Origin of the sequence: Gracilimonas mengyeensis (genome assembly GCF_900182705.1) — a bacterium.
Classification (GTDB): domain Bacteria; phylum Bacteroidota; class Rhodothermia; order Balneolales; family Balneolaceae; genus Gracilimonas; species Gracilimonas mengyeensis.
The window spans coordinates 84,871-97,547 of record NZ_FXTP01000001.1 but is presented as its reverse complement, the minus strand read 5'-3'; the positions used below and the strand labels follow the sequence as shown (position 1 = coordinate 97,547).

Genomic DNA, 12,677 nt, shown 5'->3' with positions numbered 1-12,677 from the left:
CCCCTTATCAAAGAAAGTTTCCTAAGATCACCTCCATCATCCCTCCTTCGCGTACTGAACTAGCTTTCTCCTATTCCAGCCATGCCGAATGGTGGATTTGGTATGGATTAGAACTCCATCATTCGGCTAAGTCTTCCAAGGCAACCAAACAGGAACGTGCCGTAGCCGGGTGATGGTGTGGGCCATGGCAACGAATACGGTTAGCAATTCGATGATGCGTCGTGTCATCCATCACCCCACCGTAAACTCGTAGTCCTTCAGGAACTCGTATTTTTGGCTGCGTTCGGCTACCTGATCTATCATTTCCTGTGGCCACTCAATTTTATTGCGGCTTTTGGATGGAGAATCAAACACTTTTTCGGCTGCCGCATTCAGGTAATTCTCGTAGGGTTCCACTTCCAGAAACTCTACCAATGTCCTTAATGTGCCTTTTGAATCTTCAATAAACTGTTCATGGGTCAACTCACACCATTCCCCGGCGTCCACTTCGGTTTTGAGCTTCGCATTGGCTTCCACTCTTTCAAAATAACTGTCAATGGCTTCCTGAAGGCTGTGGCGACCTCCTTCCCACTTCCGCTTGTGCGTGGCAATGTTATCCAGCGGGTGCCGGACAATATGAATAAGTTTAAGAGGTAATTTTATTTCTGCACGAAGTTTTTCGATGATGTCCGGCTTGGCTTGTAGATGTCGGGAAGAACCTCCGCCCTTTTTATCACCAATCACTTTCAGATTGCGATATCGTCCCTGCCACAGGCCTTCAAGGGCGTAATCATAGCCGGTCCATTCGCGGCCTTTGCCGGTAAAAACCTTGTCTTTGTGCAAGATCAGGCTGAAAATCTGCTCACGGCTAAAACCAGCTCGCAGATAGCGTAGTGCATCCAGTTCGTGCGAAATTACCACATCGGGGTGGGCATCTAATAATGAACCCACCAGCGTATGGCCACTCCGTGGATACCCGATAAACATACAGTAACGCTCTATCTCCTCATAATCCCACTTAAAATGAGAATTCAGGATTCTGCTTTTTAAATAATACCAGGGTAACCCGAGATCTGCCTTCAGATCCCGGCGTTCAAAACCAAGTGCATCAGAAAGCGCGGTAATTTGGTCACCTATTTTCTGTAAAACCGCCATATTTATTAGCCTAACTATTTGTTTTTTGGTTTAAATTTCGCTTGGATTCTTATAACCTTCATCTCTTGTTTTGGCAAGTGTGGCCCATATCGACCGGCTAAAATCTACGCACTGATAGAACAACTTTTTTTGAAAAGGAAGCCCACATCCACTTTTCTCATATCCCATACGGGTTAAATAATCTCCGGCAATATGTTCAACCAAAGTAATTTGCCAAGCTGTTAGAGCTGATTTCCATTCCTCGTTCCTGTTTTCCTGCAGGGGTTTAAGTGTGCCATTTTTCCAGGATTTTTCTCTTGCCGCAAATCCTTCTTCCTCCCTGTTATAATATTCCAGCATAGCCTCTTCAAAATTCATCCCAAGAAAAGTGCAAATTTTTTGAAGCTCGCCCTCAGTATTTGCAATTAAATCTGAGTAGCGCAACATCAGATACTGATTCTCCGGTAAAAGCTTTTTGAGCTGCTCGTGTTCTTTCACATATTTCCGCCATCTTCGGGTAGTAACTATCACTGAAGGCGAGCCAAACGGAGCCTTAATTTCTGACCATGCAGCCGCCCTGGGGTCTCTGAAAAGAGATATAATTTTAGCGTCCGGGTAGGTTTTTAATATTTCACGGACATACAATATGTGCCGGGGCGTTTTCTCACCAACAATCCCTGCACCTCTTTCTTTCCGATATAAAGTGAGAAGAAGAGTGAATAGATCATAGGGATTGGTAAGCTTTAGTTTAGAAGCAATATCGACTACTACTTTTTTGGGAAGCCCTAAATCCTTTATCCGCGTTTTGTGATTGTACCAAAAATCAATCAATTTTTTACTGAAAGCCTGTTTATCGTGTGCTTTCTCATATCTGTTTTGAATCACCCGGCTGAAATAGAAGAAATGCGTTTCAGGAGGCACCACCATATTGCTGTGCATGCTCAACATACTTTTCAGTAAGGTAGAACCAGACCGACTGGTACCTACGATGAAAAATATATTGTTTTTGGTGTCCTTAATGTCCTTTTGGGTAATACCGGCTTTCAATAGAATTAAATTAATTTCAGATCAAGAGGGCTCTGATCACACGTATAAATTTGTCAGGTATCACACAGCTATTTGTTTTGAATTTTAACCTGTCCAACTGCTACTGGAGCCCTACATTTAAGAAGACTTTAGCTGTTAAAAGGCTTCAAAACAATGTTCCGATGTTCTCAAGATGATCTATAACATCCAGAAATAAGCACGCTTTATTGCAGTTTTCTATCCACAAAAAACGCTCCAATCAGTTGTCTTCCTTTGGATTAGTGAGCAAAAAGCCGCCAACTTACAGATACAACATCAGTGTATATGAACCCTAACTACTTCTATTTTTTATATATGCCAATCATTTATCCTCTAAAGCTACTGGAGTTCTTTTTAAAGAAATTCGTAACTTTTTTGATGAAGATATTGCCATGCAAATATAATTAACTTGTAGAAGTTATGTTAGCTGTTAATTTATAATTCTGTAACAATTTGATAAACAAAGGCGGAACCTTCCAAATTCTTCATAGAGTCCCTTGTATTTGTTTCAATTAAAAAAGAACCCAAATTTTCCTAAACCATGACGTTCAGCCACCATGAGTGAAACTTCTTTTGCCCGCCGGGTGGCTGCTTCAGTGTTGTACAGCGGAGCAAGTTCTGTTACGGCCCGACTTCTAAACGCTGTAGCACTCTTTTATACGCTGAAAGTGATTTCGGAAAAGGAATTTGGAATCGCTGCCCTTGCGCTCGCTTTTTTTAGCACCACCAAAGCTTTAACAGAACTTGGTCTGGGTACCGCTATTGTTCAAGAGAGACGCATCGGCCGCATCCAAATTGATTCCCTGTTTTGGATCAGTTTTCTGCTTTCGTTGGTCGTTTATTTTCTCATATTTCTCAGCTCTCCCTTTATTGCCGCTTTCTACGACACCCCTGTACTCTCTCCCATGATCCGGGTGTATATGCTGGCTATCATTTCCTATAGTTTTTATATGATTTCCAGCAAGCTGATGGTGCGCAACCTGGAGTTCAAGAAACTGGCCATCAGTGATAATGTGGCACTGGTTGCTTCGGCCGGGTTAATGATTTACCTGGCGCACACCGGCTGGGGAGCATGGGCCATTGTGCTGGCAGAACTTACCAACAAAGTGGGCCAAATGGCGTTTAGCCTGATGTTTAAGCCTTACTTCCCCCGCTTTCAGTTCAACTATAAGAAAGTGACGAAATTGTTAGAATTTGGTTTGTATACCACGGGTTCCAACTTCTTTCAAAAGTTCTATATGAATGTCGATTACCTGATTATCGGGAAGTTTTTTTCTATGGAGTTGGTGGGCATCTATTCCTTTGCGTACCGCCTGGTGTTTGATGCGGTGAAGGAGCTTTCCGGCGTGATAAACCGGGTTGCTTATCCGGCTTTCTCTAAATTACAACATCAAACCGAACGTTTACGCAACTACTTTTTTACGATGTCGCGTGCCAGCATGCTTTTAGTAGGCACCGTGATGGTTATCATCGGTACGTACATCGACTGGTTTTTACCGCTGGTGGGCTACGAAAAATGGATGGATGCTGTGCCCTACCTTCGTATATTTGTGGCTGTAGGCATCATTCAGTGCTTGGTCACGCTGCTGCCTCATCTCATTAACGCCAAAGGCAAAGCCCGGTTCATTTTTTACTTTACCTCAGCTAACGCTATTCTTTTGCCAACAGGATTTTTAATCGCTTCCCAATTTAGCATGATGGCCGTTGCCATGGTTTGGCTAACCGTGTATCCCCTTTGTTCTTTAGTCATTGTGTACTTCGGTGCCAAACTCACCGAAACGCCGGTTTGGACTTTTGGTATTAAAAGCATTGCGGCCTTTGCCACGCTTATTCCCCTGGCAATCTTTGCCTATGGCGTGCGCTATGGTATCAACTATCTGTTACCCGAAACCACCCTTACGGCGGTAGTCGTGGCCTCGGTGTTTGTATTCAGTATAGCTGCCACCGTAATTTGGTTTAAGGAGAAGGATACCATTGCAGCAATAAATAAGTAAACTAAATCATTCCAGTAATGATGATGCTGAAAGTGAGATAAGCCTTAGTTAGATTAATATGGAGGCCAATATCCTTCACCCCGCTTCGCTTACTCAAACCACTTCATCCTATTCAAAATGAACGCAATGATGGATTTCAGACATTTATTCTGCTCTCAATAAAAGCCAAAATTTTATCAGCCCTGGCTTCCCATGTATTTTCGCTGATTTCCTCTTCAGCTTCTTCACCTAATTTTGACCGAAGCTCAGCATCTGAAAGAAGAGATTTTAATCCCTTTATTTCTTCCTGAAGATCATCGGGCGTCACCAAAAAACCCGTCTCTCCATGCGTTATTACCTCCCTTAAATCTTCCATATCCGGGGCTAATATGGCGGTTCCGCTGGCCTTGTATAAAAACGTTTTAAGGGGAAGCACTGTGTTTCCAGCCTGGTCTCTCGCCTTTGTTGAAGTGGGAATGTACAGCACATCCGAAGCTCTCAGGTATTGAAATACGGCCATTTTATCCTGCCATCCAATTACTTTAACATTGGACAATGCTTTTGCTTTTTTCTCAATAACTCCTTCTCTTTCGGAACCAACCATTAGAAACAACACATTGGTAAAATGCCGGGCAAGCTTCAGCATTCGCTCCAACCCTTTTTGGGGTGATATATGCCCTGTATACGTCACAACCTGTTTTGATTCCGGCAATCCTAAGCGTTCTCTCAATACCTGCTTTGAAGCATTATCCTTTAGGAAATCCTCCACGTTGACAGCATTATGGGCAACAAGCAATTGCTCTTCCAAATATCCAACCGACAGGTAACTGTTTGCCGCGTACTTTGAATGAAGTATAATGCCCGCCAGTTGCCGCTTTTTTTGCAGCCATTTGAAAAATTTATTCGCCACAAAATTCTGATCGGGCCAGGGACGGTATGTTTCAAAAAAAAGAGGAAGGTTAGAAAAACAGATTACCGCCAAAACTACCGGGATATTGCGCGTATAAACTACCTCTGGTTTATCTTCATTCAGCAATGATACGGCTTTTACCGCATACCAAATCTTTTCTATCCCCCTGATGAATACAGAAGGAATCCGAATATGACTTAATGTGAATACCCCGGAAGTGTGATAGTAATTGTTTATATGTTTCGGGGAAGGAGGCTGCTTGTGTACATACGCTGGAATTATGAGTTTTACCTCAGTCTCAGGCCGTAAACTCAGGGCCGACACCATGGATACAAGCTGTTCCGTATCAGCCGAAGTGCGTGGTAAAAATTGGTCTGTTAGGTAAGCAATTTCCAATAGCTAAAAGTATTGATTTGACAGATCCTAAGGGATCATTGGTTTTGCATACTAGCCACAGTAAACATAAAACTTGAACCTAATGTGAAGTTTATATTAGTTATCTACAAGTTCATTGATGGCATTCCAAATTCGCTCACAATTCTTGCCATCGGCCGACATCATGTGCTTATCCAGATACTCCTGGGCTTCTTCTTTACAGCAATCCGGGTTCTCAAGGCCCGTTTTCACCTGTTCCATCATTTCTTCAAAACTGCGAGCCAGCATTCCTCCATTATCTTCCGGCGGATATTTCCAGATAAATTTAATGGAATCTACTTTTTTCTTCTTGATTCCAAACAAGGTTTTATTGAGCCACATAAAGGATTCATCCTTACTCTTGACCGGGTAAATATGAACGGTGGGCCTCCCCGTAGCATAAAAGAGGTTGGCAATACTGCTGAAGTTGGTCATCAACAGATCAGCCACCTGTAAATCCAGAAAATTATCGGGGTGATGATCTTTAAATTTAAGGAGGATGTTATCGTACTTGGTTTCCAAATTTTGCAGAAACTCCAGGTAGTGATGCTCAAACCGAAATGAATCATGCAATCGCAGAATCACATTTACATCACGCTCTTTTAGATCCGTGAGTAGTTTATTGAACAATTGATCTTCATCTCCCCAATGCGAAAAAATTTCCCCGTAATGCCAGGTAGGTGCAATCAAAACGGTTTTCTTGTTCACTACATCAAAAGGATAGTAAGGCTGTAAATCCTCTTTAGGCACCTCCTGCTGCAGGTAATCATGGCTGGCAGAACCTAACTGCAAACAGTTTTTGGGGTGAAATCCGCTTACTTCCGAGCGATGCTTGTAATCAACGGGGCCAAAACACTGCCATTTGATGTCCTCATTGGGCTCCTTCATATTGCCCCAGGTAAGCCGCAGGTTACGGTGAATCCACTTGAATTCTTCTTCATCGTTGGGGCCTTTCCATCCGTAACCATGCCACAGAATAAGCGCTTTGGGACTAAGCTTCCGCAGCGGAATATTATTATCCATGATGGTAACATCCGGGGTAAAGCCTTTTATACCGCGTAATAGCGTAATATTGTTGGTATTATGGAGTTCGATATCCAAATCCCAAAAATCAAAAATTCCTTCCGCTTTAAACTTATCCACATCTTCCAGCAGCACCTTTACTTCCGTATCGGTGTTATCCTTCAGATATTTAGTGAAGCTAAGCAAGTCTGCGCCAAAGGTGGTGGCGTAGATCAATATTTTCATATACGGATTCTCAATTGCAGGTCCTTAAGAAGCATTGAAGGTAAGAAATACATCACTCACCTAAAACCTTTTGGTGTAAGTGAGGAATTGAATTATTGATTGAGTGATTTAGTCAATGAGGCAATTACTCACTGAATTAAAATAATAGCCAATTATCTTTTATATTTGTTCTCTTCCATCCTACGCTAACAACAGTCACTTTTAATCCATCTCATTGTCCCGGCTTAATGAAGAACAACTATTACGAACTTATTGACCAGAGTTATGATTTTCCACAAAATGGATTTGAATTGGTCAACGGTACCCTGAATTTTAATCAAGTAGACCTACAGCAGCTGATTAAAAAACACGGGACTCCTTTTAAGCTTTCTTACCTTCCAAAAATCAGAGAGAAAATTCAGAAATCGAGGACCTATTTTAGCCAGGCCATTGCTAAAAATAATTATTCAGGGAACTATGAGTTTTGCTACTGCACCAAATGCTGTCACTTTAATCATGTGGTGCGCACTGCTTTGAAAGAACATGTATCGCTGGAAACTTCCTCTTCTTTTGATATCGACCTGATTGAAAACCTGTACAATAAGGGCGTGTTTAATCAAGATAAAACCATTGTACATAACGGCTACAAAACCGATGACTACATCAAAAAAATTGGCCGGTTGGTTAAGCAGGGATTTAAAAATTCGATTTGTGTATTGGATAATGCAAGGGAGCTGGATAAGCTGGAAGAACTTGAAACGGATGAGCCCATAAAAATTGGCTTGCGTATCTCTATTGAAGAAGATCCTCAGGCGGCTTATTACACCTCTAGGCTGGGAATTAACAAGCGCGAGATACTAGATTTTGTTCAGGAAAGAATTATCGGCAATGACAAAGTAGAATTGGTCATGGTCCACTTTTTTGTGGACTCCGGTGTACGCGATACCATGTACTACTGGAATGAATTTAAGAAAGCGCTCTCGCAATTCACCAACATCAAGAAAATCGCTCCTTCTGTAAAATCCCTGAATATTGGCGGCGGTTTTCCTATACAGAACAGCCTCAATTTTGATTTTGATTATGAGTACATCACCAATGAAATTGTAAGCAACATTAAAGAGGCCTGTACAGATGCCAATGTAGAAGAACCTGATATCTACACCGAATTTGGTAAATACACGGTGGGTGAAAGCGGGGCCGTTATTTTTCAAGTGCTGGAGCAAAAGCAGCAAAACGATACAGAGCTTTGGTACCTGGTAGACAACAGCCTTATGAACACCATCCCTGATGCATGGTCCATCAACGAGAAATTCATCCTTCTGCCGCTCAATAAATGGCAAAATCAGTACAAGAGGGTCAATATTGGCGGCATCAGCTGCGATCACTCAGATTACTACAACTCAGAGGAACTGAACCAGCAAGTTCTATTGCCTGTTTATGAAGATACTGATGAGGAACCTCTCTATATTGGCTTTTTCCACACCGGGGCGTATCAGGATTCCATAAGCGGATACGGCGGCATCAAGCACTGCCTCATCCCTTCTCCAAAACACATTGTGGTAGATAAAGACGAAGATGGCAACTTGTTCGATTTTGTATATCGCGAAGAACAGACCGTCGACAACATGTTAAATATTTTAGGATACAATGACTAAACCCAACCCAATTTTTGCCGGCATTGAAGGCGATCACAATCAGTTTAAAAATGCCAATGTGCTCCTGCAATCTATCTCCTACGACGGCACCAGCACCTGGGGCAAAGGCGCAGATCAAGGCTTTGAAGCTTTCCTGGATGCGGCTGAAAATATGGAAATCTACGATATCGAAACCGATAGTGAAGTTTATCAAAAAGGAGTTCATATTGTAGATCCCATCCTGGAAGAAGTTTCCCCGGAAGCTGTTTTCGAGTCTGTATATGAAAATACCCGGGAATTATTGAAAACAGATAAATTTCTCACCTTCTTTGGAGGTGAACATTCCATCAGCATTGGTATCATTAAAGCGTTTTACGAGGCACACCCTGATATCACCATTCTGCAGCTGGATGCACATACCGATCTACGTCCCGAGTACCACGGTTCCCCCTACAATCACGCCTGTGCGGTATATGATGCCTCTCAAAACGCCAACCTTGTGCAAGTAGGCATCCGCAGCATGGACAGCAGCGAACTTGAATTTCTGGATCGTGATAAATGCTATTTTGCCGAAGACATCCATGGCAAAACCGACTGGATGGAAGACTCCCTTTCTAAGATAAGTGACAAAGTGTACATCACTGTAGACCTGGACGTGTTTGATCCCTCCATCATGCCGGCCACCGGAACTCCGGAACCGGGTGGAATGGATTGGTACACTGTTACCCGGTACCTCAAAAAAGTATTTCAACAAAAAAATGTACTGGGCTTTGACATCGTTGAACTGGCTCCCATCGAGGGACTAAGCGCTCCCCAGTTTTTGGCTGCTAAACTCTACTATAAAATGCTAAGCTATAAATTTGCGAATTCATGAGTAACAAAGGACCTGTTTCTGATTTTATCACCCATCATTTTCGTCATTTCAATGCAGCCTCCCTGGTGGATGCTGCCAAAGCGTATGAAGATCAACTAAATTCGGGCGCCAAGATGATGATTACCCTGGCCGGGGCCATGAGCTCGGGTGAGCTGGGATTGTCGCTGGCCGAAATGATTCGGCAGGATAAGGTGCACATTATCACCTGCACCGGAGCCAACCTGGAGGAAGATGTGTTTAACCTGGTAGCGCATGATTATTACAAACGCATTCCTAACTATCGAGATTTGAGTCCTGAGGACGAGCAGGAACTGCTCGATCAGCATTTTAATCGTGTAACCGATACCTGCATCCCTGAAGAAGAAGCCATGCGGCGGATTGAAGATCACCTGGTGAAACGTTGGGTCAAAGCTACAGAAAAAGGCGAACGACATTTTCCCCATGAATACTTTTATGATCTGCTCTTAAGTAGTGATTTGGAAGATGACTATCAAATAGATCCTAAAGATTCCTGGTTGCTTGCCGCTGCTGAAAAGAACATTCCCATTATTGTACCGGGTTGGGAAGATTCAACCTGTGGTAATTTCTTTGCCTCACATTGTATACAAGGACAGACACAACCTTCAGCTGTAAAATCCGGGATTGAATACATGATGTTTCTGGCCGATTGGTACAAAAACAACTCTCAAAACGGCGTTGGCTTTTTCCAGATTGGTGGAGGTATTGCCGGTGATTTTCCTATTTGTGTGGTGCCGATGATGGAGCAGGATCTCGGGATGACCGATACCCCCCTTTGGTCTTATTTCTGCCAAATCAGTGATTCCACCACCAGCTACGGCTCTTACTCCGGTGCCGTACCCAATGAGAAAATCACCTGGGGAAAACTTGGCATCGATACTCCTAAATTTATCATAGAATCGGATGCAACTATTGTAGCTCCGCTAATTTTTGCGTATCTGTTGGGCTGGTAACCTTTGAATAAATTGGGACTTCAGCGTGGCCATCACCGAGAAAAAGATATCTGCAGAAACGGCGCTTTACCTCTATAAAAATCTTCTGCTTCCAAGAAGAATTGAGGAACGTATGTTGATGTTGCTCCGTCAAAATAAAATCAGCAAATGGTTTTCAGGGATAGGTCAGGAAGCCGTAGGAGTTGGCGTGGCGCTTTCCTCCGAGCCGGAAGATTACATTCTGCCCATGCATCGTAACCTGGGAGTTTTTACGGCGCGAAATGTGCCCCTATACCCTCTTTTTTGCCAGTTATTTGGTAAAGCCGACGGTTTTACCCAGGGTCGGGATCGTTCTTTCCACTTTGGCATCCCGGAACATAAAATCATTGGGATGATCTCCCATCTTGCCGCTATGATGCCGGTAGCAGACGGGCTCGCTTTGGCTATGAAGTTGCGCGAGGAGAAGGCTGTGGCTTTTTCATTTTGTGGAGATGGTGCCACCAGCGAAGGAGATTTCCACGAAGCGTTAAACCTGGCCGCAGTTTGGAAGCTTCCGGTGGTGTTTATTATTGAAAATAACGGCTATGGGCTCTCCACCCCTACCTCCGAGCAATATGCCTGCGAGCACCTTTCCGATCGTGCCAAAGGTTATGGAATGCACGGATTCCATATTGACGGAAATAACATTTTTGAGGTTATGAAAACCGTTGGACAGGCACGGGAGCTTGCCTTAAAAGGCGAACCGGTGCTGATTGAAGCTAAAACCTTTCGGATGCGCGGTCATGAGGAAGCCTCAGGAACCCATTATGTACCGGATAACTTATTTGAAGATTGGGCTGAAAAGGATCCTATCCACCGATTTGAGCTTTACATCGAATCAGAAGGATTATTTACCCAGGCTGAGCTTGAAGAAGTAACCAAAGAAATTGATCAGTCTTTCAAGCAAGATCTCGAAAAAGCCTTGGATGCTGATGATCCTGTGTTTGAAGAATCTAAAGAACTGGCCCGGGTCTATACTCCTACCTCAAAAGAAATTCCAGCTCATAAAGATGGAGTGACCTATGAACACCGCTTTGTAGATGCTATTCAGGCTTCCCTGAGACAAGCTTTTGAAGAAGACAGCTCATTTCTGATCATGGGGCAGGATATCGCCGAATATGGTGGTGTATTCAAGATTACGGAAGGATTTCTGGATCAGTTCGGGAAAGAACGCATTCGCAATACGCCCATCATTGAATCCGGAGCTTTGGGTGCCGCCTTAGGACTGTCGCTCGAAGGCTTTAAACCGGTGGTTGAGATGCAATTTGCGGATTTTATTTCCTGTGGATTCAATCAGATTGTAAACAACATTGCTAAGTCTCAGTATCGCTGGTCTCCGTCATTAAATATCACCATCCGCGCACCACACGGCGGTGGTGTAGGGGCCGGACCTTTCCATTCACAATCTGTGGAAGGCTGGTTTATGCAGGTTCCGGGCTTGAAAGTTGTAGTACCAGGAACCGTTGAAGATGCCATGAATCTACTTTATGGCTCGCTTTATGATCCCAACCCCGTGCTCTTTTTCGAGCATAAAAAACTCTATCGAAGTCTTAGAGCGAAAATCCCCGACAAAGCTAACTTTGAGCCACTGGGTAAAGCCAAAGTACGGCGGGAAGGAACAGATGCCACTATTATCACCTACGGTATGGGCGTGCAGTGGGCTTTGGAAACCGCCGGAGCTTTTGAATCAAAAGGAAGGTCCATTGAAATTCTGGACCTTCGTACCCTTCTTCCCCTCGATAAGGAAGCCATCAAAGCCACCGTCCAAAAAACAGGTCGCGTGTTACTGCTTCAGGAGCCATCATTAACTTTAGGTCCGCTTAGCGAAATATCAGCCATTATCTCCGAAGAATGCTTTGAATGGCTGGATGCCCCCGTAATGCGCTGCGCTTCTCTTGATATGCCTATCCCCCATGACAAGGGATTGGAAGCCGGTTTTATGGCCGATAGGAAGCTATCCGAAAAAATAGAAAGGCTTATTAGATACTAATGTGCTGTCAATCTTACGGTGTTTACCCAATATCTTAATCTTGACCTGATACTAATAACCATTAACAAATAACTCAAATTACACGCTATGGGATTATTCTCTGGACTATTAGGCAACGCCGGAACGGTTGAACCAGAAAAATTACAGCAAGAATATGAGCAGCTGCTAACAGAATCCGAAGACATTGAAATTGGCTTTAAACTGGTTCGGGATGTATTCATCTTCACCAATAAACGGCTAATCCTGGTCAATAAACAAGGTCTCACTGGCAATAAAGTAGAATATCTATCTGTTTCTTACGGCAGCATCTCCCGCTTTAGTATTGAAAGCTCCGGGCATTTTGATTTGGAAGCCGAGCTTAAAATCTGGATCTCCAGCGAACAGCACCCCAGCATTACCCGCCAATTCAGTAAAAAAGTAAACATCTATGATGTACAGAAAGTATTGGCAAAATATGCTCTTGGGTAAGTTCTTTGATGAATCTCCCC

At 43.4% G+C, this 12,677-nt stretch carries 10 protein-coding genes; 6 read left to right on the top strand and 4 right to left on the bottom strand.

All coding sequences use genetic code 11. From position 1 onward, the window contains the following. Positions 1-231: 231 nt before the first annotated feature. Positions 232-1,134: a sulfotransferase family protein gene (locus FN815_RS00450; protein WP_142452625.1), complete on the bottom strand. Its 903-nt coding sequence runs from the start codon at positions 1,132-1,134 to the stop codon at positions 232-234. A 30-nt stretch (positions 1,135-1,164) separates the two neighbouring features. Next, entirely contained in the window at positions 1,165-2,160 is a 996-nt protein-coding gene (locus FN815_RS00445) for a sulfotransferase family protein (RefSeq protein ID WP_185957118.1), read from the bottom strand. A gap of 575 nt (positions 2,161-2,735) precedes the next feature. On the opposite strand from FN815_RS00445, the gene FN815_RS00440 reads away from it, so the two are divergent. Beyond that, positions 2,736-4,172 (top strand): lipopolysaccharide biosynthesis protein, encoded by a 1,437-nt coding sequence (locus tag FN815_RS00440; protein ID WP_142452623.1) that lies wholly within the window; start codon positions 2,736-2,738, stop codon positions 4,170-4,172. Positions 4,173-4,308: 136 nt separating this feature from the next. Here the strand turns inward: FN815_RS00440 and FN815_RS00435 are convergent, their stop codons facing one another. Both FN815_RS00435 and FN815_RS00430 read right to left on the bottom strand, forming a co-directional pair. Further along, a complete protein-coding gene (locus tag FN815_RS00435; RefSeq protein WP_142452622.1) occupies positions 4,309-5,457 on the bottom strand; it encodes a glycosyltransferase in 1,149 nt (382 codons plus the stop codon). Positions 5,458-5,553: 96 nt separating this feature from the next. Beyond that, positions 5,554-6,723: a CDP-glycerol glycerophosphotransferase family protein gene (locus FN815_RS00430; protein ID WP_142452621.1), complete on the bottom strand. Its 1,170-nt coding sequence runs from the start codon at positions 6,721-6,723 to the stop codon at positions 5,554-5,556. 227 nt (positions 6,724-6,950) lie between these two features. Between FN815_RS00430 and FN815_RS00425 the strand changes: the two genes are divergently transcribed. The 5 genes from FN815_RS00425 (at position 6,951) to FN815_RS00405 (ending at position 12,657) form a co-directional block, all read left to right on the top strand. Continuing rightward, on the top strand, positions 6,951-8,357 hold the full coding sequence (locus FN815_RS00425) for a type III PLP-dependent enzyme domain-containing protein (RefSeq protein ID WP_142452620.1): 1,407 nt from the start codon (positions 6,951-6,953) through the stop codon (positions 8,355-8,357). Further along, positions 8,350-9,210, top strand: a complete 861-nt coding sequence (speB, locus tag FN815_RS00420; protein ID WP_142452619.1) for an agmatinase — start codon at positions 8,350-8,352, stop codon at positions 9,208-9,210. The genes FN815_RS00425 and speB overlap by 8 nt, the downstream gene beginning before the upstream one ends. After that, positions 9,207-10,181, top strand: coding sequence for a deoxyhypusine synthase family protein (locus FN815_RS00415; protein ID WP_142452618.1), 975 nt, complete (start codon positions 9,207-9,209; stop codon positions 10,179-10,181). The genes speB and FN815_RS00415 overlap by 4 nt, the downstream gene beginning before the upstream one ends. 25 nt (positions 10,182-10,206) lie before the next feature. Continuing rightward, complete coding sequence (locus tag FN815_RS00410) at positions 10,207-12,189, top strand: alpha-ketoacid dehydrogenase subunit alpha/beta (protein ID WP_142452617.1); 1,983 nt, start codon at positions 10,207-10,209, stop codon at positions 12,187-12,189. Positions 12,190-12,276: 87 nt separating this feature from the next. Next, positions 12,277-12,657, top strand: coding sequence for a PH domain-containing protein (locus FN815_RS00405; RefSeq protein ID WP_142452616.1), 381 nt, complete (start codon positions 12,277-12,279; stop codon positions 12,655-12,657). Positions 12,658-12,677: the final 20 nt, after the last annotated feature.